The following is a 24,962-nucleotide window of genomic DNA, read 5'->3' on the forward strand; positions in this document are numbered from 1 at the left end:
CCTTCTACTGAAGTTGTGTGCGCAGGTGCTCGAGCAGCTCGACGCCGCGGGGAACTCCTAGGCCTGTGCATGGGTCCCAGCCGTCGGTGGCGCTGTAGGCGCCGATGTTTCCGTCAGCGATGTCCCGGAAACCGGGAAACGACGTCTGCCCCTCGGTCTTCGGATAGATCAGCGGGTTGATGAATCCCATGCCGGCTTGCCGGCCGAGTAGTTCAGCGATCCGGCACAGCAGCGCCGCCCATAGCGGGGTGGCGAAGCTGGTGCCGTATCCCCACATCGGTTGCCCTTGCATCCAGCCTTCGTAGCGGCTGCGAGAGGAGGCCATCGCGGCAACATCGGGGACTCCCCGAAACGAATTGCCTTGTGCGACCGGTTTTTGCCAGTCCGGTGTGGAATACACGCGGCTGTAGCCTCCGCCGGAGGCTCCGGGGTCGGCCCCATCTAGGGTGTTCCACACCACCTCGGAGGTAACTTGCCCGCCGCTAGTGACGGCGAGCTCGGTGCCGCCCACGGCCAACGTGAATGGGCTTGATGCCGGATAGCAGACCTGCGTGTCGGGGCCATCTTTGGCGCCGGCGCTGCCCCAGTCGCCCGAGGAGTTGATGTGGGTGACGTTGAATGCCGCCAACACCCCTAAGGCGTCGTTCATGGCACTCAAATACGATGGCGGTACCCGGCTTTCGATGAAATCCCAACTCACCGAGCACACTGTCGGGCGCGGCGGGGCGAACACACTCCAATAGGCGTCTACATAGTTTTGGGCGGTGTTGGGGGCGAAGTACACCTCGATGGACGCCCCGGGCGCCAGCGCGCCAGCGACTTCGATATCGAAGGTGGTTTCCAAGTCTGAGCCAGGTGGCATGTCAGCGGCGGGGTTGTTTTGGGCGCCGTCGACGCTCTTGGCTGTCACCGAGGGGACCGGGATTGATAGGTTGGCGAAATAGGTGTCCAGGTCACTTTGGGTGTAGCCGCCGCCGAATTCCAGGATCGCGATCCGGCATCCCGCACCGGAGGCGGCCGGGAATTGGTAGGCGGCGGCCAGCTGCGCGGCGCTGACTGTCCATGCCTGCGGAGCCACCGCAGCACTGGCCAATGTCCCCAGGCCGCTGGCACGTTTGAACAGGGGCCGATCGTCTAGGCCCATGACCGCGGTGACCACACCCTGCAGCGGGCCCGGAATACTTAAAGCGCCCTGTACCGCGCGGTGCATCATCATCTGCCCCGTGTGCGGACTCGGGGAGGACACATTGTGCATATCGGCGCCGAACAGCTCGGCCAAGGTGGCAGGATCCCCGCGGACCTTGATACGACAGCTCAGTGCACTTGTCGAGAGCACCTGCGCGCCGGCATCGGTGACCGCCTGACACACCCGCTCGATGTCAGCGGGGTCCGCACCGTACTTATCGGTGAACTCCTGCTCGCTGACCGTCGCCGACGTTGTCAACAGCATCTCAGGTATCGGCGCCCTGCGGCGCACGAACACCGTGGTGGTGATCTGCTCGCCAGGATCTACCGCACCCTCAACTGCCGCCGAGCTCGGCAGCGCCGGATACCTGCTCGCGGGCAGATCAACGCGGCTGTACTTCGTCAAAGAATCGCCCTTTCAGGTGCGCAGACAAAGACCGGGGCGCGCGGAAACTCTACTGTGGGTGCACACCGGGGATCAGGTCCCCGAGCGCTTGCTTCACCGGTTCTATGACGTGTTCTATCGCGGCGAACTTCTCGACCTCGACAGAGCCTGCCGACTCCCCGGCGCTGATCGCATCCCCACTGACCGACTTCACCGACACCCGGGCGCCGCCCTGTTGGCCGTGTGCCGTCGGCCAGGTCTTCGATTCCAGGGCTTGCAGCCGCTGGCCCACGCTCTGCCAGACGTCCGCGGTGATCGGCACAGAGGTGGCTTCAGGATCGTCAGGGTTGAACCCGGTGAAACTGATCCCCTCATCCACCCGAGCCCGGTCAGCGTTCACGGTCACCGTGTACTTCACCGGCACCTGAACCCCGAGCTGCTCGTAGGTGTACACGACGTACGGAGCCCCGCTAGGCATCACAACTAATCACCCCTGCAAATGTTGGATGCACCCGGCCCCAGTCGGGCGCGCTTAGCGCGGACGCTACGCCTACAACGAAGACTCAGCAACCGATGGGCCAAACTCGACCAGCAACAGATCTCGAGCCTTTCGGCGTGCGCGGGCAGAGCAATATTTCTCGGCTGGCTATGGCCCGAAGCCACCACGGGTGCTCAGTTTGAAACCGTTGCCGTACTCCCCGATATCGCCTCCGCGATGTTCGCGAGAACGTGATGGCATGGCCGTAAACCCGTAAATGAACCGCACCCGAAACTCGCCGAGACCCGGAGCGAGACGCCCTGTTTGGAAAGCAGACGCGATGACTGTCGCCTGAATACACCGCAGGCTACGGCAGGCAATGCCTCACCGGTGTGTGAAAAATGTACGGGATTCAGCAAGGCCATGTCGTCGGGGAGCTCCAAGATAAACTCGGACGATAGTCTGTAGATGCGCTCGATCGTGCTGTCGTCTCTGTTCTACAGGCCCTGCAATCACCTCTAGATAACGATTCTCCTAGGCTCCACTCGAATTTCCGTTCCGCGCGACCCGATCAGCCGTACGGCTGAGGTTGCGGATCCACACTCGGCGCCAGTGTCGACGGCTCGGGCTGTCCCGAGCGGCGCAGCACGCTGAACGCGACGGCGCCCGCACCGAGCAGACCCACGACCGCAAGCCCGGTCAGCGCGCGCGGCAGCTTGCGCTTGCGGGCACCGCTGACCACCTCAGGCAGGGTGTCCACCACATCGGCGACAGCGTCCTGCACCTCCGAAGACACCGCCTTACCCCGACGCAGCAGCTTGCCCGCCACGCTGGTCGCCGATTTCGCCAGCCCGAAGCCGAGCCCGGCGGTACCGCGCGAAACATCGATAGGGGCCAGCGCCGCCTCCTTGAGGCCACGCACCAGACGCTCCCCGGAGGTCAGCTTCACGGCAGGTTCAGCGTTCTTGGTCAGCAGGCTCATCGTCAGCGGGTCCCTTCGTCGGGCGGTGATCTCCAGAATGAGTGGTACTTCAGATTGCCACCTTTACGCCACCTATTGGGAAACATCCGCATGAATGTCTTTTCGGCGCGGATAAGGTGGTCGTCGTGACTTCACCAATCCAGACACAAACCGCCACCCTGCACACCAACCACGGCGACGTCGTCATCGCGCTCTTCGGCAATCACGCCCCGAAGACCGTCGCCAACTTCGTCGGCCTCGCCGACGGCAGCAAGGACTACTCCACCAAGAACGCCAAGGGCGAGGCCACCGGTCCGTTCTATGACGGCGCCGTCTTCCACCGCGTCATCGATGGATTCATGATCCAGGGCGGTGACCCCACCGGCACCGGCCGCGGCGGCCCCGGATACCAGTTCGCCGACGAGTTCCACCCCGAGCTGCAGTTCGACAAGCCGTACCTGCTGGCCATGGCCAATGCCGGACCGGGCACCAACGGCTCGCAGTTCTTCATCACCGTCGGTAAGACCCCGCACCTGAATCGCAAGCACACCATCTTCGGTGAGGTTGTGGATCCGGCTTCCCAGAAGGTTGTCGACGCCATCGCTTCCACCTCCGTCGGTCGCGGCGACCGTCCCAACGAGGACGTCGTGATCAACTCCATCACCATCAGTTAGGTCTTGATGGCTCATCCCGGACAGGTACCGGTCTACGGGTGCGCGTGGCACCCGGACCGGGCCACCGCGGTGCGCTGTGTGCGCTGTGGGCGTCCCGTATGCCCGGCCTGCATGCGATCAGCGCCCGTGGGGCAACAGTGCGTCGAGTGCGTCCAGCAGGGCGCCAAGTCGGTGCGTCAGGTCAAACCGCTGCGGCAGGCGCGGGCCTGGGTCACCTGGGCACTGATCGCGGTCAACGTGCTCGTGTATGCCGCCGTGGTCGGCGGCACCGACGAGACGATGGCTGCCACTACCAGCCCGCTGTTCCGGGACCTGGTGCTGTACCTGCCGTGGGTGGCACAGGGCGAGCTGTGGCGCACCGTCACCGCGGGCTTCCTGCACTTCGGTCTGATGCATATCGGGGTGAACATGCTCTCGCTGGCGTTGATCGGGCCCGGACTCGAACACGCCTTCGGTCGCGAGCGGTACGCCACCATCTATGGCACCGCGTTGCTCGGCAGTAGCGCCATCGCGATGTGGTTCAGTCCGAACGCGTTGGTGGCGGGTGCTTCTGGCGCCATCTACGGTCTGCTGGGCGCGGCACTGGTGCTGTATCTGCGGGAGCGTCTGAACCCGCAGACCATCATCATTGTGCTGGTGCTCAACATCGGGCTGAGCGTCTCGCTGCCGGGCATTTCGTTGGCCGGGCACATGGGTGGACTGTTGTTCGGCGTACTGAGCGCCGGGGCGCTGCTGTACTACCGCGAGGTGTGCCGTGCGGTAGGTACGTCAGACCTCGCGCAGAAGCCGTCGACGCCGTGGGTGCTGGCGGCCGTGGTGACCGCGCTGTCGGTCGCGCTCATCATCGCGAGGGTGCTCACCTATACCGGTTGACTCACGATGGCAGTTTCGCTTTGAGAAACTGCCATCGGGTGTGCTGCTTGACGATGTCCGGCACATCGTCGGTGAAGGGACGGTCGTAGTGCGCGGCGATCTCGGCGGCCGTCTGCACCTCGGTGATCCAGCCGTGCCCCGTCAGCCAATCCGCGGGCGGCATGCGGGAATCCGGATATGTCAGCATCCAGAAATTCGCTGCCCGAATATCTTCGGGGACAACGGGTTCAGCGAGAGAATCCCAGGTTTCGGTCGAGGGCAAGAAGATGTTGGCGTCGCTGCAGATGGCGCTGCCCGGCGCGGACAGCTCGATGATTCGTTCGAATAGCAGGTCCTGACTCTCGCCGGGTAGGCCCGCCATGATCAGCGGCGCGATCAGCCACGCGGTGGGTTGTTCCGGGTCGAAGCCGGCGGCGCATAGATCCTCGACCCACGGACCTGCCGTCGTCGCCACGGGCACGAGCCGCTGCGTAACGGCCGGGACGGAACCGTGCTCCTTGAGCACGCGGCTGCGGAATTCCAGCGTATGTGGATGGTCCACCTCGTACAGGACGGCGTCCAGCGGCCACCGGAGCCGGTAGGCCCGAGTGTCCAGGCCTGCGACGAATTGCACGACTTGCCGGGTTCCCAGCTCGAGCTCAGTGGCGATGAAGTCGTCGCCGTACCGCGTGAAGATTCCCGATGCGTTGATGAGAAGGAAAGTGCCGTCGGTCGCTGACGGGTTTTCGGGAAATCCCGTCCCGAGGAAGGCACTACTGAGGGGTTCGTTCGCTGCGGTGACCAGGACCGCCGCGAGTGGATCGTCGATCAGAGGATGGCCGCGCCGACTTTCCAAGGCGCGTAGAGCAGCGGCGATCAGGTCGAACTGGTACTTGTGCGCCGGTGAGGTCACGGCCCTTTCCTGCTGACCGTCCAAGGAACCACCTGCCTTCCTGCACGTTGCCTTCAAGATATCCAGGGAGTGGACAATTTGCGATGGTGTCGCGCAAGCTAACCGGCGGTTCCAGCTTTGGACCGAGCCTCACGGCGCGGCGGGCTCATCGCACGGGGGATGCGCAAGGTAATCGCTCGGCAGCGTCGCGGTGAGGAAACGGCGGTCCGCGAGATCATCGAAATCCGGGGTCAGCGTGCCGCCGAACGGCCGGCCGTAGTGCTGGGCCAGTTCACGGGTGGTGCGCGTCCGGGTCAGCCACCCGTGTCCGGACAGCCAATCCCCGGGAGGGGTGCGCACGTCGTAGTGCGCGAGTGCCGAGTAGTCGGCGCCGCGAAGTGCGTCCGGGAGAATGGCGTCCACGACGTCGCCCCATGGGCGCCCCGAGGGAGCTAACGCGTCGTTGTCCGTCGAAATGGTGCTGCCGGGGGCCGACATTTCGATGATCCGCTCGAACATGGTGTCCTGGCTGCCGCCGGGGAGGTTGCAAATGACGGATTCTGCGAGCCATGCGGTGGGGGCATCGGGGTCGAATCCGGCCAGGCTCAGCTCCGCCTGCCACTGATCACCGAGTCCACACAGGACCATGCGCTGGGTCGTACGAGGCTCGACACCCGCGTTGTCGAGTGCCTTCATCTTGAGCGTGAGGACCTCGGCGTAGTCGACCTCGTAGACGACGGTTCCGGCGGGCCAGGACAGTCGGTAGGCGCGGGTATCGAGTCCCCCGGCAAGCAGCACCACCTGATGGTTGCCGTTCGCGACGCAGGCGAGCAGAGATTCGTCGTAGTACCGGCACATCGCCGCCGCGTAGTTGGTGAGCAGGGATGTGCGGAGCTCATCCGCCGTCGACGGCTCCTCACGGAGGCCTGCGTCCAGGAGCGCGAGTGTGTGGGGATCGCCCACCGTTTCGAGGACTGTTCGCGCGTGCTCGTCGAACAGCAATGGACTTGCGCGGCGGGCCTCGAGTGCCCGCAGGGCAGCGATGGTCAGCCCAATCTGCATACCCTGGCGGACGAATCCGCCGCTATAGCCGTCTCCCGACATGAAACTCAGCTCTCAATCCCCCAACCGTCAAACGACGGGCCTTTGCCAACTGGCCTGTTCGTACAGACGGCACCCTTGTGACCGATTGCATGGGAAACTTTAGTCGAGCCGGGACGGAAGGTCCCACCCCGGCGTTACCCCGCGTGCCGCGTTCGCGATGGCTAGCGCGTGGCGGAGATGAAGTAGGCGTCTGACCACAGCGAAGTGATATCGCTGTGCTCACGGGGAGCCGGCCGCCCGTAGTTAGCGGCCTGCTCGAGCCGGTTGGTGGTGTCGACCCGCCAACCGTGTTCGCCGAGCCACTCGATCGGGTCTTTGCGCTCATCGTCGTAGATGAGATCGCCGATGCTGATGTCCTTGAGGAAGTCGGGCCGGAGCTTGTTCACGGCGTCCTGCCACTGGCTGGCGGTGGCCACCCGGGGCCGCCATTCGGTGGCGAGGAAGCTGCCGGGTGCGGAATGGGCGGTGATGCTTTCGAACAGCGCATCCTGTGCGGCACCGGGGAGATAGGCCAGCAGGCCCTCCGCGAGCCATGCCGTCGGCTTGGCTGCGTCGAAGCCCGCCGTCTCCAGCGCTGCGACCCAGTCGTCGCGAAGGTCGACAGCGACTTCGCGCCGCTCTGCCAGGGGTGTCGCGTTCTGTTCGGCAAGGACGTGGTCCTTGAATTCGAGGACCTTCGGCTGATCGAGCTCATAGACCACGGTGCCGGCCGGCCAGGGCAGCCGGTAGACACGCGCGTCCAGACCCGCGGCCAGGATTACCACCTGCCGGATGCCGGAAGCCGTTGCAGTGGTGAAGAATTCATCGAAGTACTTGGTACGAACGGCGAGGTGATTGACCAGGTAGGTGGTGGCGGCGTCCCACTCTGACTCGGGTTTGGGGGCGGCCAGCGCCTCGGTGAGATGAGGCTCCCCGGACGCCTCGACGAAGGCGCGAGCGTAGTCATCGCGGATGAGCGGCTCGGACCGGATGGTTTCCAGGGCGCGGAATGACGACACCATGAGGGCCGTGAAACCGACGCTGCTGACAATGTCCCACTGATCGCCGTCGGTCCGTGTCATGTGCCCACCTCTTACGTAGGGGTAATTACCTAAGGCAACGATACGCGTGTTGGAGTCTTCACGCCCGATAGCGGGCCGCGCGCAAGACTTCGTGCACGTCGCGAGGGTCGGTACCCAGATCCCAGCGGTTCAAGACGATCAGGTCATCACCGGACTCGATCTCCAGCAGCCGGGTGCGCCTGCCGAGCCTGCGGAACTCGGTGACCTTCACCGAGTCCACGCTGGCACGGGGCAGCAGCGTGATGCGGGTGAGGCCCTGCAGCTCGAGACCCTCGTCGACGATGCGCAACTTCGGACGGCACCGCCAGGACACCGCGGCGAATCCCAGCAGACCGAGGGCGGCCACGGCGGCCAACAGACGGCCAGGCGCATCGGAGACGAGAAAGACGGCGATACCGAAGGCGACACCAACGAGCGCCGCGGCGGCGATGCCGGCGGGTTTCGGGCCCCATTCGGTGGGGGAAGCGGTCGGGTTATCCACAGGCGTTATCCACAGTGGGGATAAATCACATCGTTGTGATTGGGTGTCTCCCGGGTTGACTCGATGGAAACGGGTGCTAACCGAACCGGCAACGGCAACATGGGATCGACCGGGTCTTTTGTCACCGCCACCGCATGGTCAGCAGCAGCCCGGTGATCATGAAGGCAAACGCGATGGCGTAGTTCCACGGGCCCAGATCCAGCATCCAGGTGATGTGCTGGGCCGCGAGCTGGAACACCATCAGCCAGGCCAGGCCGATGAGCATGAGGGTGAGGAACAGCGCGACGAACCAGACGCTCGACGGACCGGCCTTCACCTTGACCGGGGTGCGGCTAACAGTGGTCGCGTTGAACGCGGACTTCTTACGGACCTTGGACTTGGGCATCGACTACCTCGGAAGCATCTCGGATATGGCGGCGCGGCGACGGATCGCCGTGGCCGGAGTCGTTATGGGTTCTTACGCAGGTTACAGCGCGGTGCTGCGACAATCTTCTGGTGACCGCCGATGAGCCCCTCGCGCGAAGAGGTTCAGGCCCCGATGAGGCCCCCGCACGCGGGGCAGGGCCCCCGCGCAAACCCCTCATCTGGCGGGTTGGCGTGCCCCTGGTGTGTGCTCTTGCCGGTTTCCTGCTGGCCGCTACGCACACGGTGTCGGGTGGCAACGAGATCCGCCGGGGCGACTCGCCGTCGCCTCGACTGGTGGATCTGGTGCGCGAGACCCAGAAGTCGGTCGACAGGCTCAGTGCGGCCCGCGACGGCCTGGCCAGTGAGATGGCTGCCGCGCGTGAACAGTCGGCAGGGGGCGACAGCCAGGTGGCGGCGGCACTCGCCGAAACCGGCGAGATGGCCGACGCCGCGGGAGTACAGCCCGTCACCGGACCCGGTCTGGTGGTGACGCTGACCGATGCCAAGCGCGACTCGTATGGCCGCTTCCCCCGCGATGCGTCGCCGGATGACTTGGTGGTGCATCAGCAGGATGTCGAGGGTGTGCTCAACGCCTTGTGGAGCGCGGGCGCCGAGGCGATCCAGATGCAGGATGACCAGCGCCTGGTCGCGAGCTCGGTGCCGCGATGCGTCGGCAACACCTTGCTGCTGCACGGCCGCACTTACAGCCCGCCCTACGTGATCACGGCCATCGGCGATGCCGATGCCATGCAGGCGGCCCTGGACGCGGCTCCGTTGGTGACGCTGTATCGGCAATACGTTGCGCGATTTGGCCTGGGGTACACGGTGACTCGTGGCCATCATCTTGAGGTGGCCGGGTATCGGGACGCGGTGGGTCCCGGCCGGGCGACTCCGTTGCAGGGCCGGTAGACATCCGTCGGTACCTGTCCGGGTAAACCGGCTGGGAATCCGTTGGCGCGGGTCCGTACCCTTGACCTGTGCGCATCCTGGTCGTCGACAACTACGACAGCTTCGTGTTCAACCTGGTCCAGTACCTGGGTCAGCTCGGCGTGGACGCAACAGTGTGGCGCAACGACGACCCGCGCCTGGCCGACACCGATGCGGTGGCCGCCGACTTCGATGGCGTACTGGTCAGCCCCGGCCCGGGTACACCCGAGAGCGCGGGCGCTTCCATCGCGATGGTGCATTCCTGCGCGAAGACGGGCACCCCGCTGCTCGGGGTGTGCCTGGGGCACCAGGCGATCGGGGTCGCGTTCGGCGGCACCGTGGACCGCGCACCGGAGTTGTTGCACGGCAAGACGAGCAGGGTCGAGCATGAAGACGCCGGAGTGCTGCGCGGTCTGCCAAACCCGTTCACGGCCACTAGGTATCACTCGCTGACAATTCTCCCCGACACCGTGCCCGAGGGGCTTCGGGTGATCGCCCGCACCGCCAGCGGCGTGATCATGGGTGTCATGCACACCGAACATCCGATTCACGGGGTGCAGTTCCACCCGGAGTCGATACTCACCGAAGGTGGGCACCGGATGTTGGCCAACTGGCTCACCTATTGCGGTGCGCCCCTTGATGAATCGCTGGTGCGCTCGCTTGAGGCGGAGGTCGCCTCGGCGCTGAACGGGGTCAGCGGACGCGTGAGCGCCCTCGGCGGCTGACGGTCTATCCCGCGCCGAAGCGCAGCTTGATCGGTCCGTTGTATCCGACACCGGCACCCGACGGCGGATCCTGAGAGACCACGCGAGCCCTGTTGCCGCCGTCGGATGGCACATCCTCGGTGCTCAGTCCCCCGCCTTGCCATCCGGCCTGGTACAGCATCGGCTCGGCATCGGTCCAGAACTTGCCGACGAGGTTCGGCATGCGGAATTGGCCGCCCTGAGACACCCGGATCTCGATGACCCCATCCTCGGGGAACATGGTTCCGGCCGCCGGATTCGTGCTCAAGATCTGACCCTTCGATTCCGGACTGGGAACCGGGATCACGGTGGGTGGCGCGGTAAAGCCGTAGGTGGGCAGGTTCTTGAGGGCGACGTCGATGTTCTGCCCGACCAGATCCGGCGCGGGCTTCTCCCCCGGGCCCTTGCCGACAACGATGGTGATGTTGTTGGTGACCGCCGAGTATTGCCCGGCCGGAGGGTTGGTGGCCATGACCCGGCCCTTGTCCTCGGGCAGCGACTTGGTCTCGCTTTGCGTGAAGGTGCCCTTGAACCCGGCACTCTGCAGCTTCTTCACCGCGTCGCCGAAGCTGAGTCCGTGGCAGTCGGGTACCTGCTGGCTCTCCGGTCCGATGGACACGTTGAGGGTCACCTCGGAGCCTGCGGTCACGGTCGAGCCCTTGGCGGGATCTGTGTCGATGACCTTGTCGGGAGCGAGCTTTGAGCTGGTGTTCTTCTGGATCTTGGTCTTGAAACCGAGGTTTTGCAGCGCTGCCACGGCGTCGGACTGGGACCTGCCGGTCACATCCGGAACCTGAACATCGCGCGACGGGCCACTGCCCAAGATGATGGCGAAGGTGACCACCACGGTGAGCACCACCAGTGCCGCAAGGCCAACCAGCCAGCGGCTCAGCGGATTGCGCCGCGGTTCCGCGTAATGACTGGGAAGCGGGTTGGTTTGCGGTCCGGAGGCCGGGTACGCCTTGGTGTTGGTGGGGGTGTTGAGCATCGAGCTGCGCTCGGCGTCGGTCAGGACCTTAGGCGCCTCTGGCTGCTCGCCCTGGTACACCCGCATGAGGTCGGTGCGCATCTCGGCGGCGTTCTGGTACCTGTTATCGGGGTTCTTCGAAAGTGCTTTGAGCACCACGGAATCCAGGCCAGGCGGAATCTCCGGGTTGTGCTTGGACGGCGCCACCGGATCTTCACGTACATGCTGGTAGGCCACCGCGACGGGCGAATCGCCGACGAAAGGTGGTTCGCCGGTAAGCAATTCGTATAGGACGCAACCCAGCGAGTAGACATCGGAGCGAGCGTCCACGGTCTCGCCGCGCGCCTGCTCCGGCGAAAGATACTGCGCCGTCCCGATGACCGCCGCGGTCTGCGTGACGCTGACACCGGCGTCCGACACCGCGCGCGCGATCCCGAAGTCCATCACCTTCACCGCGCCGGTCTTGCTGATCATGATGTTGGCGGGCTTGACGTCGCGGTGGATGATGCCGTGCTGGTGGCTGAAGTTGAGCGCCTGGCAGGAGTCGGCGATGACTTCGATCGCCCGGCGGATCGGCATCGGGCCGTCGTCCTTGACGATGTCCCGCAGGGTGATGCCGTCGACATACTCCATGACGATGTACGGCAGCGGCCCGGTGGGTGTCTCGGCCTCACCGGTGTCGTAGACCGCGACGATCGCGGGGTGGTTCAGCGCGGCGGCGTTCTGCGCCTCCCGGCGGAAACGCAGATAGAAGCTGGGATCCCGGGCCAGGTCGGCGCGCAGCACCTTGATCGCGACGTCACGGTTCAACCGCTGGTCGCGCGCCAAGTGAACCTCGGACATGCCTCCGTAGCCGAGGATCTCCCCCAGCTCATAGCGGTCCGAAAGGTGCTGCGGAGTGGTCATTACGGTGATTTCGTCCCAGTGATCGGGTCCGGTTCGCTGACCGGAAGCAGAGCCACGATATTAGCTGGCGCAAGCGCTCCTGGCGAAGCTGAACCTGGACTTGAGGGTGCCTCGCTGCTCGAGGTTGTTGCCGAGGGCAGCGGAATGTCTGTCTTCTTCTCGCTGGCTCGCAACAGGATGAGTGCCGCGATGATGATCGCGAAGATGCCCAGCACCGCGGCCGCCCACATCAGGGCCTTCTGGCCGGGCGAGAACGTACCGCGCCGGGGTGGCGGCGGCCGGTGTGAGCCCGTGGGCTGCCGGGTACGGGACGTAGGCGGGGCGACCCGGCTGGGTGCCCCGACGGCGGGCCGCACCTGGGTGGCGGGCGGGATGGCCGCCGGCGTGGCCCGGCTGATGGTGGGTGCCTGATTGGGCCGGGGTGGGCGACGCCCCGCACGCACCGCGGCCACCGCGTCGGCGAAGGGCCCGCCACTGGTGTACCGGTTCTGCGGGTTCTTCACGAGAGTGATCTCGATGAGCTCACGCACGTTCGGTGGCAAGTCGGCCGGCAGTGGCGACGGCGTTTCCTTGATGTGCTTCATCGCGACCGTCAGCGCGCCGTCCCCGGAGAACGGGCGCTTGCCCGAAACCGCTTCGTAACCAACGACTCCCAGCGCGTAGACATCGCTGGCAGGGGTGGCGTCATGGCCCAGCGCCTGCTCGGGGGCGATGTATTGGGCGGTGCCCATCACCATGCCGGTCTGGGTGACCGGGGCGGCGTCCACGGCCTTGGCGATGCCGAAGTCGGTGAGTTTCACCTGCCCGGTGGGCGTGATCAGGATGTTTCCCGGTTTCACGTCACGGTGCACCAGCCCCGCGGCGTGTGCGACCTGCAGGGCGCGGCCGGTCTGCTCCAGCATGTCCAGCGAGTGGCGCAGCGACAGCCGCCCGGTGCGCTTGAGCACCGAGTTCAGTGGCTCGCCGTGCACCAGTTCCATCACCAGATACGCGGTGCGGCCCTCACTGTCCATATCGGTTTCGCCGTAGTCGTACACGCTGGCAATACCGGGGTGGTTGAGCATGGCGACGGTGCGTGCCTCGGCGCGGAACCGCTCGATGAACTCGGGGTCCGAGGAGAACTCGGCCTTGAGGACCTTCACGGCCACCTTGCGGCCCAGTCGGCTGTCGGTACCCTCCCACACCTGGCCCATACCGCCGGTGGCGATGAGCCGCTGCAACCTGTAGCGACCCGAAAGCGTTTCTCCCACACGTACCGTCATGAGGCTCCCTGTAGTGCTGCGGCGATGACCTGTCGCCCGATGGGTGCGGCGACCGAGCCGCCGGTGGCCGCCAGTGCGCGGTCTCCGCCATCTTCGACGAGAACCGCGATGGCCACCTGGGGGGTGACCGGCGTGGCCTGAGGATCGGTGGAGCTCGACGCCGGCGCGAAGGCGATGTACCACGCGTGCGGCGGGGTGTTGCGCGGATCGGTGCCGTGCTCGGCGGTGCCGGTCTTGGATGCGATCTGCACGCTGGGGATGGCACCGGTCTGCGCAGTGCGCTGTTCAGAGAGAATCATCAGTTGGGTCAATGTGTTCGCGATAGCGGGTGTCACGGCTTGGCCGATGTCATCCGGATTGGTGGTGGACAGATTCGACAGGTCTGGGCCCTTAAGGCTATCGACCAGGTGTGGCTGCATCAGCACGCCCTTGTTGGCGACGGCCGCGGCAACCATCGCGTTCTGTAGCGGGGTCACCGCGACGTCCTTTTGCCCGATGCTCGACATCGCGACGGCTGCGTCGTCGGACATCGGTCCGACGGTCGATGTAGCCACCTGGAGTGGAACGCCGTCGAGCTCGTGATCGAGACCGAACGCCTGCGCGGCCTTGACCAGCTTGTCCCGCTTGAGCTGCTCGGATCCGAGTTTGGCGAAGGCGGTATTGCAGGAGCGCGCGAAGGCCTCCTGGAGTGTGGTGTTGTCGCCGCCGCCACAGGAGGTTCTGTTGTAGTTCTCCAGGGTTGCGTTGCTCCCCGGCAGGAAGATGGTCGGCGACGCGGTCACCTCGGTGTTGACCGTCTTGCCATCTGCCAGCGCCGCGGCGGTGGTGATCACCTTGAAGGTCGAGCCGGGCGGGTACGTCTGTGAAATGGCGCGATTCAGCATCGGTTGCGCGGGGTCGTCCTGCAGTCGCTTCCAGGCCTCGTTCTCCTGCGCGGAGTCCTGACTGGCCAGCAGATTGGGATCGTAGGAGGGCGTCGACACCATCGCCAGGATCTTTCCGGTGGAGGGCTCAAGGGCCACCACCGAGCCGCGGCAGCCGTTCTTGCAGCCACGGTGCATGGCGTCGTAGGCGGCCTGTTGCACGTCGGGGCGGATCGTGGTGACCACGCTGCCGCCGCGCGGGTCGCGGCCGGTGAAGAAGTCCGCGAGACGCCGGCCGAACAGCCTGGGATCGGATCCGTTGAGCACGCTGTCCTCGGCACGCTCCAGCCCGGCGCTCGAGTAGTTGAGCGAATAGAAGCCGGTGATGGGTGCGTACACCAACGGATCCGCGTATTGCCGCAGGAACCGGAAGCGGCTGTCGGTCGCCACCGAGGAGGCGAGCAACTGCCCGCTCGCTGAGATCTGCCCCCGCTGGCGCGAGTACTCGTCGAGCAGCACCCGCTGATTGCGAGGGTCTGCGCGCAGGCCAGGCGCTGTGAACACCTGGGTGAGGGTGGCATTGGCGAGTAGCAGCACGACCAATCCCATGACGACGAGAGACACCCTGCGGATCGATGTGTTCATACGCGATCGATCAGCTCGGTGCGGGCCTCCGCGATGGGGGCGGCGTTGGGTGCGGAGGTGGTGGTGAGCGGCCGGCGGGCGATGTGCGAGATGCGCAGCAGGATGGCTAGCAGCACATAGTTGGACACCAGTGACGACCCACCGTAGGAGATCCAGGGCGTGGTGAGTCCGGTCAGCGGAATCAGTTTGGTGACGCCACCGACGACGATGAACAGTTGCAGCGCCAATGCCGCCGACAGGCCGGAGGCGAGCAGCTTGCCGAAGCTGTCCCGCACCGCCAGCGCGGTGCGGAAGCCACGGACGATCAGGATGGTGAACACCAGCAGCACTCCGGCCAGGCCGACCAGTCCGAGTTCCTCACCGATGGCGGCGATGATGAAATCGGTTGAGGCGGCGGGAACCGTGCCCGGTTGACCGTTTCCGAGGCCGGTGCCGAAGATGCCTCCGGTGGCGAAGCTGAATAGCGACTGCATCATCTGGTACCCGTTGCCGTCCGCGTCGGCGAAGGGATCGAGCCAGGTCTCGACGCGCACGCGCACATGCGCAAACAGGAAGTACGCCAGAAACGCACCGACGACGAAGAGACCGAGCCCGATCAGTACCCAGCTGATCCGTGCCGTGGCGATGTACAGCACCGTCAGGAACGACGTGTAGAGCAGTAGCGAGGTGCCCAGGTCCTTCTCAAAGACCATGACTCCCACCGAGATTGCCCATACGGCCAGCAGCGGGCCGAGGTCCCGGGCCCGCGGCGACTCCACGCCCCAGTAGCTGCGGCCGGCGGTGCGGAACAGGTCGCGTTTGGTCATCAGGAAGGCGGCGAAGAACACCAGCAACAGGATCTTGGCGGCCTCCGCGGGCTGAATCGATAAGAACGGCAACTCGATCCAGATCTTGGCGCCGTTTCTCTCCGAGGCCGAGGATGGCAGTAGCGCCGGGATGGCCAGCAAGACGATGCCGACGATCCCAAAGGTATACCCGTAGCGCGCGAGCATGCGGTGGTCCTTGACGGCCGCAAGCACACCGACAAGCGCCGCGACACCCACCAGAGTCCACAGCACCTGCGCGTTGGCTTCCAGAGTCTCGGTGCCGTCACCAGCGGCCGCCTTCGCCAGGTCCAGGCGATGGATCATCACCAGTCCGAGGCCGTTGAGCAGCGCGACGCAGGGCAATAGCAGCGGATCGGCGTAGGGGGCGTAGCGACGAATTCCGAGGTGCGCCAACGTAAAGAGAACGAGATACGCGAGGCCGTATTTCAGGAGGTCCAATGAAAGACCGCGTTCGAGATTGGCCTCGACGAGGATCAGGGCGACGGTGGTGATCGCGGCGGCGAAGCCGAGGAGCCCCAACTCCGCACTGCGTCGTGTCGGCTGCGCGGGCGGCACATTGGGCACAACAGCGGTTTGGGGCGCCGTCGTCATGACACGGTCCGGCAGGTAACGCCCGGCTCTTGTGGTGGCGCCGGCAACGGCGCCGGCGCGGGAGTGGATGTTGTGGTCGGCGTGGTGCTCGCGCCGGGGCTTGTGGCGGGCGTAGGCGTAGGGGAGGGCCGCGTGGTGGTCGTTGTGGTGGTGGCGGAACCCGATGTGCTGGAGGGGGTGCGTCCGGCCGTAGCCGGCGCGGGCGGTGGTGTCTTGGGAGCGGGCGGCGGGCACGGGGGCAGCGCGTTCTTGGTGAGCTGGCGCAACTGGCCGATGGCCTCGTCGAGGGTGCCGCCGGGGAGGCCGGCCTCGACCTGCTGACGCTCGGACGGCCGCAGGTCTGACACCTTGAAGTACTTGCAGGACAAGCCGGATGCGGGTTCGCCGTAGCTCACCAGCGACATGTCCCCACGGCTATCGAGGCAACCGACGAGGTCGGGCCGCTGCAGTGGATAACCGAGGAGTGAGCCCTGGACGCCCTGCATGATGGAAACGTTGCCCTCGTGGGCACTCACGTAATAGTTGTTCAGCACCACGCGGCGGCCGATCGCCAGCCCGGCGAGCGCGATCAAGACCACGAGCACCGCCGCGATCAACCAGCGCAGCGTGCGCTTCTTAGGCTTAGCGGGGTCGGAATCTGTTGTGTCGGAATCGGATTCGTCTTCGGCCGGCTCAGGCTCCTTGAGGGCCCGTTGAATCGCGGCGGCGCGTCCGGCCGCCGTGTTCGGCGGCGGGGTATCGGTGTCGGCATCGGCGGATATCGCCCCTGCCACGATCGGCCGGGTCTGTCCGTAGTCCAGCTCCACGACATCGGCGACGACCACGGTGACGTTATCGGGTCCGCCGCTGCGCAGCGCCAGCTCGATGAGCCGGTCTGCGGCGGCGGAGACATCGGCGATCTCCAATGCCTCGGCGATGGTTTCGTGACTCACCGGATCGGAGAGCCCGTCCGAACAGAGCAGGTACCTATCTCCCGCTTGCGCCTCACGCATGATGAGCGTCGGTTCGACGGGCGCACCGGTGAGCGCGCGCATGATCAGCGAGCGCTGCGGATGGTTGTGTGCCTGCTCCGGGGTAATGCGCCCCTCGTCGACAAGAGTCTGGACGAAGGTGTCGTCCTTGGAGATCTGGGCCAGTTCGCCGTCGCGCATGAGATAGGCGCGCGAATCACCGATGTGCACCATGCCCAGCCGCTTTCCGGCGAACAGGAAGGCCGTCAGGGTGGTGCCCATTCCGTCCAGTTCCGGCTCGGCGCGCACATGATCGGCGATCGCCCCGTTACCCGAGTGCACCGCGTCGGCCAGCGTGTCCAGCAGGTCGCCACCGGGTTCGTCGTCGTCGAGCGGTGCCAATGCGGCGATGACCAGCTGAGAGGCAACCTCACCGGCGGCATGACCACCCATACCGTCGGCCAATGCCAGTAGACGGGCTCCGGCATAGACCGAGTCCTCGTTGTTCGACCGCACAAGTCCGCGGTCGCTACGCGCGGCGTAGCGAAGTACCAGTGTCACGAGCGCAGCTCGATCACTGTCTTACCGATACGTACCGGCGTCCCCTGGGGAACCCGCAGTGCCGTCGTCACCTTCTCCCTATCCAGATATGTGCCGTTGGTCGATCCTAGATCCTCGACGTACCAATCCGACCCGCGTGGCGATAGCCGCGCGTGCCGCGTCGACGAGTAATCGTCGGTCAGGACCAATGTGGAGTCGTCGGCGCGACCAATCAAAATGGGCTGTGTGCCGAGTGTGATCCGTGTGCCAGCCAGGGCGCCCTCGGTCACCAGGAGGTACTGCATCTGCCGCCGGCCCGCCTTCGCGGGACGAATGGCGCGCAGGTTGAGACCGCGATTGGCCATCAGCTGACCGGTCGGGGCGTAGATATCCGTCCGCAGGATGCGCAGTACCGACCAGATGAACACCCACAGCAGCAACAGGAACCCACCGCGGGTGAGCTGGAGCACCAGTCCCTGCATCCGGTTGTCGTTCCTCTCGCTGGTCCATCGCGCCTCGGCGAGGGTGTCCGGAGACCGGACATATTCGGCAGGGCAACGATACTTGGCTGTGTTACCGGGCGGGGCCCGATACGTGCAGCCTGTGTCGAACGCGGTGTTGCCGATGCGGTCCTACTGCACCCGAACGATGATCTCGGAGTGGCCCAGCCGGATGATGTCGCCGTCGGCCAACTGCCACTCGGTGACCGGGGCGTTGTTGACGGTGGTGCCGTTGGTCGAGTTGAGATCCGACAGCAGTGCGGCGTGCCCGTCGAAGCGCACCTCGAGGTGACGACGCGAGACGCCGGTGTCCGGCAGCCGGAACTGGGCGTCCTGACCGCGGCCGATCACATTGGTGCCCTCACGCAGCTGGTAGGTACGGCCGCTGCCGTCGTCCAGCTGCAACGTGATGGTGGTGCGTCCAGCTCCGGCGCCACCTCCGGTGGGTGCGCCGTAGTCGGGGCTGCTCTGGTAGCCGCCGTGTTCGTAGTCGCCGTATTCGGGCTCCCCGTAACCACCCTGGGGTGATCCGTATCCGCCCTGTTGCGGCGGGGCACCGTAGCCACCCTGCTGGGGGTACGCGGGGGGACGGCCGTAGTCCTGGCCCGGAGGGGGACCCTGAGGTGCGTTGTACCCGCCGCCCTGCTCGTACTCGCCGTAGTTGGGGCGAGGAGGCTCGCCGTATCCGCCCTGCTGTGGCGGCGCTGGGTAGCCACCTTGTTGTGGAGGCGCCGGCGGGCGGCCGTACTCCCCGCCGCCTTGCGGTGCTTGAGGCGGGGTTCCGTACCCGCCCTGGTCATAGCCACCGCGGCCACCTTGCTCATATCCACCCTGCTGCGGCGGGCGCGGCGGGTAGCCACCCTGCTCGTAGCCGGCCGGCGGGCGGCCGTAGTCCTGACCGTACTGCTGGCCCTGTCCGTAGCCGCCGCCCTCGTAACCGCCCTGGCGCGGTGGGTAACCCTGGTCGCCCTGTGGGGGCTGCTGACCGCGCGGATCCTGATCGGGACGCCCGTACCGGTCGTCCTCTCGGCCGTACTCTTCGCCGGGGCGTCCCTGCTGGGGACCTGGGTTGTCAGTCATGGATGCTCCTGGTTGTGAATCCGGGGTCGAAGGGGCAGTCGTCACGGCGCCGTGCGTACGGTCCCGCTTGGTATCGGGATTGACCACACCGCGGGTACGAAACTGGCCGGTGTGCAAGTTCGGTGATTGTTCGAATCGGACAACAACTTCACCATACGTTTGCCACCCCTGATCGCGAATATATTCGCGCAGGTGTTCGGCGAACGTGTCTGGGTCGAGATCGCGGTCATCGGCCGCTTTCTCGTGATCTCCGGTGCTGAGGAGAACGAAGTACTCATTGGGAGCCAGCAGCCGCCCCTGGCCCGCTGACCTGACTCCGTCGGCGGCCTCGCGACGCAGTGAGGCCTGCACTTCCTGAGGGACGATGCTACCGCCGAATACGCGGGCGAAGGCATCGCCGACCACGTCTTCAAGCTTGCGCTCGAAGCGCTGGACAATTCCCATGCCTCCTCCTTTCGGCGATCGTGTGGCAGGTCTGAGCGCATGACACAGCGCACCGCCACGAGCGGATCTCGAGTAGATGGTATCGGTTTGATGATCGTCAGCACCCACTCCTCTATTACGAGACGACATCGTCTTGGCACCAAGAGGCCTTCTACGCTCGCCGTATGTGACGATTAGCGTGCGTGCGCGGGCTTTCGCTGGGCGTTCTCGGTTCAAAGAGGGGGCACGGAGCGTGATAGGCTCTCGCGGTCGTTGGGGCGAGTGGCGGAATGGCAGACGCGCTGGCTTCAGGTGCCAGTGTCCTTCGGGACGTGGGGGTTCAAGTCCCCCTTCGCCCACAAGCTGTGTGGGCCGGAAGCCCAACGATAGAAGGCCGGAGACCCGCTGGGTTTCCGGTCTTTTGCGTTGTTGCCGCAGTATCAGGCGCACGTGCCCACCGCACCAAGCAGGCGGAGCGTTTTCTATGATTCGGGCAACGAGGGGGAAGCGATGCCCGAATCGTCCATAGGCGACGAGGATGCCGACCGGCCTGAGACGCCGCGAGGCCGGGGTTCCGTGCGGTGGCAAGAGCCAGGTATTACCACGCCGCGGCCCCCTACCGTCGCCGAGTCGCGGGCCCGCGACAAAGCGCGCCGGACCCGCGAGGCCGAGCGCCGGCTCGCGGAGGTCCAGGCCCAGAAGGCAGAGGAACGGCGTCGGACCCGCAATCACGTTCTGATGGGCTCCGTCGTGGTCGCGGGTATCGCGGCGGTCGTGGCCGTGGGCTACGCGGTGATCGATCGAGACGACGAGATCGAGGCGACCTGCGTCCAGGACGGTTCCAATGTCGTCGCGCCGGAGGAGTACTGCGAGCGTGGCACGGCGTCTTCCTCGGGCGGCGGCGTCTTCATCTACGCCGGATCGCCCTATCGGTATTACTACGGCGGACGGAATCAAGGCATAGGGACCATCGCATCCGGCGGCAATCTTGAACTGCCCAGGGGCACGCGGGCCAAGACCAGCTCCGGTACCACTCTGACCAAATCCGATGGCTCTGGCAGTGTTTCACGGTCTCCATCGGTATCGCGAGGTGGCTTCGGGTCCAGCAGCTCGGGAAGTTCGGGGAGCTGATGCGGCGTGAGCACGCGCGGCCTCGCCCCGGTTGGGAAGAGACCGTTGCTTCCCAGGGAATGTGTTACGGCACGCCCGCGCGGTCGGCGGATGGTAGCGATCGTCCCTATTGGGACGAGTCGGTCCACTATGTCTTCGACATGGACGAGGTGCTTTCCCTAGAAGCCACCGTGGAAGTGCTGCACTCCATGTGCCTGGACGCAGTCGAGCATGTGGTCCTCACCGGGCGCTACCGAGACTTCGGGCTACCGGAGTGGACCTGGGAGCACATCGAAAAGTCTTGGCGCAGAAAAGATCCACATCTGTACGGGCGCTTCGACCTCCGATATGACGGACGGCGGCCACCGGTCCTGCTCGAGTACAACGCCGATACCCCCACCTCGCTACTGGAGGCCTCGATCCTGCAGTGGCACTGGAAAACGGACGTGTTCCCCGAGGACGATCAGTGGAACTCCCTGCATGAACAGCTGGTGGCGCGCTGGACGCAGATCAGCAAGCAACTTGCCGGTACGGAAACACATTTCACATGGTCATCGGCCGACCAGACCGGTGAGGACAACGTGACTCTGGCGTATCTGCAGGAGTGCGCGGCCGAGGCCGGGATCAACACGGTGGGCCTGCCGATCGAGGATATCGGCTGGGATCACGATCTCAATCGTCTCGTGGATCTTGAAGAGGCGCCGATCGAGTCGATCTTCAAGTTGTATCCGTGGGAGTGGATCCTCGACGACGACTTCGGCCACCACGCCCTGGACCTACTGCCCGAGACTCTGTGGATCGAACCGTTGTGGAAAACGCTCTTGAGCAACAAGGCGATCCTGGCGATTCTGTGGGAGATGTACCCCGGTCATCCCAATCTGCTGCCGGCCTATCTCGACAATCCTCATGAGCTGACCGAGTATGTCCGTAAGCCGAAACTGGGTCGCGAAGGAGCCAATATCACCGTGGTGGGTGCGGGCTATGAGACGGCCACCGGCGGTGTCTACGGTGAAGAAGGCTACGTCTACCAGCTGCTCGACCCGCTGCCTGAGTTCGACGGTATGAGGCCCGTTCTCGGTGCCTGGATTGTCGGCGACGAATCGGCGGGGCTGGGGATCCGGGAGACGGCAGGCCTGATCACCGACGACGGCGCCGCGTTCATTCCGCACCGGATTCCACCTCAATAGGGACACCGAATAGCAGAGAAATGGGGATCGTAACCGTGAACGCAACAGGGTACTGGTCGATCGTCGCGCACGGGGCGGCGGCAATATGGCTCTACGCGGCAGTCGGTTTCGCGCTGATGGTGATTGGATTCTTTGTGCTGGACTGGACAACTCCCGGTCCGCTGCGGCAGATGGTCCGTGTGGGCCTGCCCAATGCCGCCATGATCACCGCGGCGGGACTCCTCTCGCAGGCGTTTGTGATCGTGCTCGCCATCTACACCGCGTCGGGCAACATCGCCGAAGGGCTGTTACGCACCCTGGTGTTTGGGCTTATCGGCATCGCCGCTCAGACGATCTGCATCAGGCTGATCGAGTGGGTGGTGGGTCTTGATGTTGGAGATCTGCTGGCGCACAAAAGATTTGCACCCGCGACCCTCGTTGTCGCTGCGGCGTATGTGGCCGTGGGTCTGATCATCGCCGCCGCAATTCTGTGATCCGTGTGGGGTGAGTCGACGAGCCCGTCGATGTGCGTGGCGTGAGCGCAGGGCGTGTGCGCGCTCGGCTACCGTCATACGCATGCAACCCCTCCGGACCGGCAGCAAGGGAATGCCTCGTCAGGAACGGGAGCAGTGGATCTTGACCGCGGCCGCCGTGGAGTTCGGAGAATCGACCTTCGCCGCGTCGAGCATGAACGGGATCGCTGCGCGCGCCGGGGTGTCCAAGGCTCTTGTGCTGGCCTACTTCGGGTCTAAAGAGGATCTCTATGTTGCGTGTGTCGAAGGTGCTGGGGAGCGACTGGCCACCGCGATCGGCGATGCGTTAGCAGGATCGCCGGCACGTCCGGAGGTCGCGGAGGCGGTGCTGACGGCAATCTTCACCACGCTCGAGAATCGGCGCAGCGACTGGCCGGTCCTCTACGACAGGACGGTGCCGAGCGGGCGGGCCCGGGACGCCGCTCGGCGGCAACGGACCGTTCTGCGTGAGCAAGCCGCCGCAGCAGTGACCAGAACGCTTGGGGCCGTGGGACTCAGCGATGACGACGACCTCTCGGCAGCGACGCTCGTGTGGGAGAACATGGTCTCGGCGTTGGTGCAGTGGTGGCGGCACCACCCCGAGCGTTCCGCCGACGAGATGACCGGACGCGCGCGGAGGGTTCTCACGGCGTTGTCGGACCGCGCTGTCGACGAACGTTGACCATGCGGGTCCGGCCAATCTGGCGTTGCTGGTGACCTGCGCCACAATTGCATGAGAGTGTTCGGGATTCATCCCGTCGGCACACTGTTCAGACTTCTCTGAAAAAGAGCTACATAAGCGCAGGTCACGCTTGGCTTCGCGTTCGGATGGTGAGAGCAGGGCCAAGGTCAGCAACCTTCAAATCCTGATTTAAAACAGTTCAAGAGGCATGAACTGATTTCAAGCGAACTATCGACAGCGCTATTAGGTGATGCTAACTTCGCCTCATGCGGTCGCTGATTGGCGAGGTTGGATGATCACCATTGATCAGTACAGCTACTTCAAGCCACGTGCCGTGTCCGGTGCTTACCGGCAGTGGTCTGCCCGAATGCGGCCCGACCGTGTATTCGCTCGTCAATAAGCGTGCTGCTCAAGGAAGGGAATGCCCACGATGAATCTGAACGTCGTTCCGGAAGGTCTGCTCGCCACGAGTGCGGCCGTGGAGGCACTGACCGCACGGTTGGCGGCCGCTCATGCCGCGGCCGCTCCCGTGATCGGTGCCGTGGTCCCGCCCGCCGCCGACCCGGTGTCACTGGAAACCGCGGCAGGCTTCAGCGCCCGGGGGCTGGAGCACACCGGTGTGGCCGTGCAGGCGGTCGAGGAACTGGGCCGGGCCGGGCTGGGCGTCTCGGAGTCCGCGGCCAGTTACACCACCGGTGATGTGCAGGCCGCCGTCACGTACATGATCGCGCGAGGCTAGTTCCGGTGTCGGCTCCTATTTGGATGGCTTCACCCCCCGAGGTGCATTCGGCGCTGTTGAGCGCCGGGCCCGGGCCGGGGGCATTGTTGGCGGCTGCCGCTCAGTGGCAGGCGCTCTCCGCGCAATACACCGCTGCGGCAACGGAGTTGACGCAGCTGCTCGCCGCCACGAGCGCCGGATCATGGCAGGGGCCCAGCGCCGCCCAGTATGTCGCCAGCCACACCCCCTACCTGGCCTGGCTGACTCAGCAGAGCGCGATGAGCGCCACCAATGCGATGCTGCAGGAGACTGCCGCCGCCGGCTACGCCACGGCCCTGGCCGCCATGCCGACGCTGGCCGAGCTGGCCGCCAACCACCTGATCCACGGTGTGCTGATGGCCACTAACTTCTTTGGCATCAACACCATTCTGATCGCGCTGAACGAGGCCGACTACATCCGGATGTGGGTCCAGGCCGCCACTACCATGAGCGTGTATCAAGGTGTCTCGAGCACGGCTCTGGCCGCGACGGCACCGACACAGCCCTCGCCGATGATCATGGCGCCGGGCGGCGAAATGTCTCGCATGTCTGCGGACATGATGTCGATGTCCGCGCAGCCGCAAGCTCTCGAATCCGGAACCGCGCTGGATAACAGCAACAACATGATCGATCAGCTCATGCGGTTCATGACTAATCCGCTGGGCACGCTGCAGGACATGATCGAAGACTTCATGCGGAACCCCATCGCCGCGTTCTTCGCGTGGTTCCCGCTGTTGTTCTTCATCGCGTACGAGGCGTTCTTCATCCCCTTCGGGTTCACCTTCTGGGGGGTACTGCTATCGGCGCCTGCCTGGTTGCCGATTGTGCTGGGGCTCGCGCTGTCGGCGCTGGCCCCGCCCGCGGGGATCGACGAGCCTGGCCACGAAGATGAGCCCGGCCGCGAGCCCGCACGAGTGGAACGCAGAAACCCGCAACAGGCGCTGCAACTCGCGCATGTCCCCTCGACACCGTCGATGCCCGGCGGCTCGTCGTCGGCCCCGACCACTCCGAGTAGCCCGGCGTCCTCACCCGC

25 protein-coding genes and 1 tRNA gene are annotated in these 24,962 nt (G+C 65.2%); 11 read left to right on the forward strand and 15 right to left on the reverse strand.

From position 1 onward, the window contains the following. Positions 1-4: 4 nt before the first annotated feature. From B4394_RS09275 to cwsA, 3 genes are all read right to left on the reverse strand, one after another. Positions 5-1,591 (reverse strand): S53 family peptidase, encoded by a 1,587-nt coding sequence (locus B4394_RS09275; protein WP_078314837.1) that lies wholly within the window; start codon positions 1,589-1,591, stop codon positions 5-7. A gap of 49 nt (positions 1,592-1,640) precedes the next feature. Beyond that, positions 1,641-2,048 (reverse strand): hypothetical protein, encoded by a 408-nt coding sequence (locus B4394_RS09280; RefSeq protein ID WP_139360063.1) that lies wholly within the window; start codon positions 2,046-2,048, stop codon positions 1,641-1,643. A gap of 571 nt (positions 2,049-2,619) precedes the next feature. Next, positions 2,620-3,030, reverse strand: coding sequence for a cell wall synthesis protein CwsA (gene cwsA / locus B4394_RS09285; RefSeq protein ID WP_078312443.1), 411 nt, complete (start codon positions 3,028-3,030; stop codon positions 2,620-2,622). Between the two features lie 116 nt (positions 3,031-3,146). Between cwsA and B4394_RS09290 the strand changes: the two genes are divergently transcribed. Together B4394_RS09290 and B4394_RS09295 are read left to right on the forward strand one after the other, a co-directional pair. Beyond that, positions 3,147-3,683 (forward strand): peptidylprolyl isomerase, encoded by a 537-nt coding sequence (locus B4394_RS09290; protein ID WP_139360064.1) that lies wholly within the window; start codon positions 3,147-3,149, stop codon positions 3,681-3,683. 126 nt (positions 3,684-3,809) lie between these two features. Then, positions 3,810-4,556 (forward strand): rhomboid family intramembrane serine protease, encoded by a 747-nt coding sequence (locus B4394_RS09295; RefSeq protein ID WP_286142009.1) that lies wholly within the window; start codon positions 3,810-3,812, stop codon positions 4,554-4,556. A 1-nt stretch (position 4,557) separates the two neighbouring features. Here the strand turns inward: B4394_RS09295 and B4394_RS09300 are convergent, their stop codons facing one another. From B4394_RS09300 to crgA, 5 genes are all read right to left on the reverse strand, one after another. Continuing rightward, on the reverse strand, positions 4,558-5,448 hold the full coding sequence (locus tag B4394_RS09300; RefSeq protein WP_176138293.1) for an SAM-dependent methyltransferase: 891 nt from the start codon (positions 5,446-5,448) through the stop codon (positions 4,558-4,560). A gap of 129 nt (positions 5,449-5,577) precedes the next feature. Continuing rightward, positions 5,578-6,531: an SAM-dependent methyltransferase gene (locus B4394_RS09305; protein WP_078312446.1), complete on the reverse strand. Its 954-nt coding sequence runs from the start codon at positions 6,529-6,531 to the stop codon at positions 5,578-5,580. Positions 6,532-6,692: 161 nt separating this feature from the next. Beyond that, positions 6,693-7,592: a class I SAM-dependent methyltransferase gene (locus B4394_RS09310; protein WP_078312447.1), complete on the reverse strand. Its 900-nt coding sequence runs from the start codon at positions 7,590-7,592 to the stop codon at positions 6,693-6,695. A 58-nt stretch (positions 7,593-7,650) separates the two neighbouring features. Further along, a complete protein-coding gene (locus tag B4394_RS09315) occupies positions 7,651-8,073 on the reverse strand; it encodes a PH domain-containing protein (protein ID WP_078312448.1) in 423 nt (140 codons plus the stop codon). Positions 8,074-8,194: 121 nt separating this feature from the next. Next, complete coding sequence (crgA, locus tag B4394_RS09320; protein WP_078289620.1) at positions 8,195-8,458, reverse strand: cell division protein CrgA; 264 nt, start codon at positions 8,456-8,458, stop codon at positions 8,195-8,197. A 212-nt stretch (positions 8,459-8,670) separates the two neighbouring features. Here crgA and B4394_RS09325 point away from each other — a divergent pair, with 212 nt between their 5' ends. Both B4394_RS09325 and B4394_RS09330 read left to right on the forward strand, forming a co-directional pair. Continuing rightward, positions 8,671-9,387: a DUF881 domain-containing protein gene (locus tag B4394_RS09325; protein ID WP_078312449.1), complete on the forward strand. Its 717-nt coding sequence runs from the start codon at positions 8,671-8,673 to the stop codon at positions 9,385-9,387. Between the two features lie 68 nt (positions 9,388-9,455). Then, positions 9,456-10,130, forward strand: a complete 675-nt coding sequence (locus B4394_RS09330; protein WP_078312450.1) for an aminodeoxychorismate/anthranilate synthase component II — start codon at positions 9,456-9,458, stop codon at positions 10,128-10,130. Positions 10,131-10,134: 4 nt separating this feature from the next. Here B4394_RS09330 and pknB read toward each other — a convergent pair whose 3' ends face one another. From pknB to B4394_RS09365, 7 genes are all read right to left on the reverse strand, one after another. Then, positions 10,135-12,021, reverse strand: coding sequence for a Stk1 family PASTA domain-containing Ser/Thr kinase (gene pknB / locus B4394_RS09335; RefSeq protein ID WP_078314840.1), 1,887 nt, complete (start codon positions 12,019-12,021; stop codon positions 10,135-10,137). Beyond that, positions 12,021-13,283: a serine/threonine-protein kinase gene (locus B4394_RS09340; protein ID WP_078312452.1), complete on the reverse strand. Its 1,263-nt coding sequence runs from the start codon at positions 13,281-13,283 to the stop codon at positions 12,021-12,023. Before B4394_RS09340 ends, pknB begins: the two co-directional genes overlap by 1 nt. Further along, on the reverse strand, positions 13,280-14,791 hold the full coding sequence (locus B4394_RS09345) for a penicillin-binding transpeptidase domain-containing protein (protein ID WP_078312453.1): 1,512 nt from the start codon (positions 14,789-14,791) through the stop codon (positions 13,280-13,282). Before B4394_RS09345 ends, B4394_RS09340 begins: the two co-directional genes overlap by 4 nt. Beyond that, complete coding sequence (locus B4394_RS09350; RefSeq protein ID WP_078312454.1) at positions 14,788-16,209, reverse strand: FtsW/RodA/SpoVE family cell cycle protein; 1,422 nt, start codon at positions 16,207-16,209, stop codon at positions 14,788-14,790. The genes B4394_RS09345 and B4394_RS09350 overlap by 4 nt, the downstream gene beginning before the upstream one ends. Further along, the gene (locus B4394_RS09355) at positions 16,206-17,720 is read right to left on the reverse strand and encodes a PP2C family protein-serine/threonine phosphatase (RefSeq protein ID WP_078314841.1); all 1,515 of its coding nucleotides are present in this window, start codon (positions 17,718-17,720) and stop codon (positions 16,206-16,208) included. Before B4394_RS09355 ends, B4394_RS09350 begins: the two co-directional genes overlap by 4 nt. Beyond that, positions 17,717-18,181 carry an FHA domain-containing protein FhaB/FipA gene (locus B4394_RS09360; protein ID WP_078289602.1) on the reverse strand — a complete coding sequence of 155 codons (465 nt, stop codon included), beginning with the start codon at positions 18,179-18,181 and terminating at the stop codon, positions 17,717-17,719. Before B4394_RS09360 ends, B4394_RS09355 begins: the two co-directional genes overlap by 4 nt. Before the next feature lie 150 nt (positions 18,182-18,331). Beyond that, positions 18,332-19,723 carry an FhaA domain-containing protein gene (locus tag B4394_RS09365; protein ID WP_176138294.1) on the reverse strand — a complete coding sequence of 464 codons (1,392 nt, stop codon included), beginning with the start codon at positions 19,721-19,723 and terminating at the stop codon, positions 18,332-18,334. A gap of 255 nt (positions 19,724-19,978) precedes the next feature. Between B4394_RS09365 and B4394_RS09370 the strand changes: the two genes are divergently transcribed. The 7 genes from B4394_RS09370 to B4394_RS09400 form a co-directional block, all read left to right on the forward strand. Next, positions 19,979-20,061 (forward strand) — tRNA-Leu (locus B4394_RS09370). Positions 20,062-20,278: 217 nt separating this feature from the next. Then, on the forward strand, positions 20,279-20,833 hold the full coding sequence (locus tag B4394_RS09375) for a hypothetical protein (RefSeq protein WP_078312473.1): 555 nt from the start codon (positions 20,279-20,281) through the stop codon (positions 20,831-20,833). After that, positions 20,833-21,999 carry a glutathionylspermidine synthase family protein gene (locus B4394_RS09380; protein WP_078314842.1) on the forward strand — a complete coding sequence of 389 codons (1,167 nt, stop codon included), beginning with the start codon at positions 20,833-20,835 and terminating at the stop codon, positions 21,997-21,999. Before B4394_RS09375 ends, B4394_RS09380 begins: the two co-directional genes overlap by 1 nt. A 35-nt stretch (positions 22,000-22,034) precedes the next feature. Next, positions 22,035-22,472 (forward strand): DUF350 domain-containing protein, encoded by a 438-nt coding sequence (locus B4394_RS09385; protein ID WP_078314852.1) that lies wholly within the window; start codon positions 22,035-22,037, stop codon positions 22,470-22,472. A 112-nt stretch (positions 22,473-22,584) separates the two neighbouring features. Next, a complete protein-coding gene (locus B4394_RS09390) occupies positions 22,585-23,172 on the forward strand; it encodes a TetR/AcrR family transcriptional regulator (protein WP_078312457.1) in 588 nt (195 codons plus the stop codon). Positions 23,173-23,602: 430 nt separating this feature from the next. Next, positions 23,603-23,911: a PE family protein gene (locus B4394_RS09395; RefSeq protein ID WP_078312475.1), complete on the forward strand. Its 309-nt coding sequence runs from the start codon at positions 23,603-23,605 to the stop codon at positions 23,909-23,911. A 5-nt stretch (positions 23,912-23,916) separates the two neighbouring features. Continuing rightward, on the forward strand, positions 23,917-24,962 hold a 1,046-nt coding region (locus tag B4394_RS09400; RefSeq protein ID WP_078314853.1), incomplete at its 3' end, for a PPE family protein.

Origin of the sequence: Mycobacterium sp. D16Q16 (assembly GCF_002013745.1) — a bacterium.
Taxonomy (GTDB): Bacteria; Actinomycetota; Actinomycetes; order Mycobacteriales; family Mycobacteriaceae; genus Mycobacterium.

What these genes read in the sequence shown, in the direction of transcription:
- B4394_RS09280 (WP_139360063.1), bottom strand. Translation starts at nt 2,048, where the DNA reads ATGCCTAGCGGGGCTCCGTACGTCGTGTACACCTACGAGCAGCTCGGG.
- B4394_RS09395 (WP_078312475.1), top strand. Translation starts at nt 23,603, where the DNA reads ATGAATCTGAACGTCGTTCCGGAAGGTCTGCTCGCCACGAGTGCGGCC.
- cwsA (WP_078312443.1), bottom strand. Translation starts at nt 3,030, where the DNA reads ATGAGCCTGCTGACCAAGAACGCTGAACCTGCCGTGAAGCTGACCTCC.
- B4394_RS09310 (WP_078312447.1), bottom strand. Translation starts at nt 7,592, where the DNA reads ATGACACGGACCGACGGCGATCAGTGGGACATTGTCAGCAGCGTCGGT.
- pknB (WP_078314840.1), bottom strand. Translation starts at nt 12,021, where the DNA reads ATGACCACTCCGCAGCACCTTTCGGACCGCTATGAGCTGGGGGAGATC.
- B4394_RS09365 (WP_176138294.1), bottom strand. Translation starts at nt 19,723, where the DNA reads ATGGGAATTGTCCAGCGCTTCGAGCGCAAGCTTGAAGACGTGGTCGGC.
- B4394_RS09340 (WP_078312452.1), bottom strand. Translation starts at nt 13,283, where the DNA reads ATGACGGTACGTGTGGGAGAAACGCTTTCGGGTCGCTACAGGTTGCAG.
- B4394_RS09350 (WP_078312454.1), bottom strand. Translation starts at nt 16,209, where the DNA reads ATGACGACGGCGCCCCAAACCGCTGTTGTGCCCAATGTGCCGCCCGCG.
- B4394_RS09360 (WP_078289602.1), bottom strand. Translation starts at nt 18,181, where the DNA reads ATGCAGGGACTGGTGCTCCAGCTCACCCGCGGTGGGTTCCTGTTGCTG.
- B4394_RS09390 (WP_078312457.1), top strand. Translation starts at nt 22,585, where the DNA reads ATGCCTCGTCAGGAACGGGAGCAGTGGATCTTGACCGCGGCCGCCGTG.
- B4394_RS09380 (WP_078314842.1), top strand. Translation starts at nt 20,833, where the DNA reads ATGCGGCGTGAGCACGCGCGGCCTCGCCCCGGTTGGGAAGAGACCGTT.
- B4394_RS09345 (WP_078312453.1), bottom strand. Translation starts at nt 14,791, where the DNA reads ATGAACACATCGATCCGCAGGGTGTCTCTCGTCGTCATGGGATTGGTC.
- B4394_RS09305 (WP_078312446.1), bottom strand. Translation starts at nt 6,531, where the DNA reads ATGTCGGGAGACGGCTATAGCGGCGGATTCGTCCGCCAGGGTATGCAG.
- crgA (WP_078289620.1), bottom strand. Translation starts at nt 8,458, where the DNA reads ATGCCCAAGTCCAAGGTCCGTAAGAAGTCCGCGTTCAACGCGACCACT.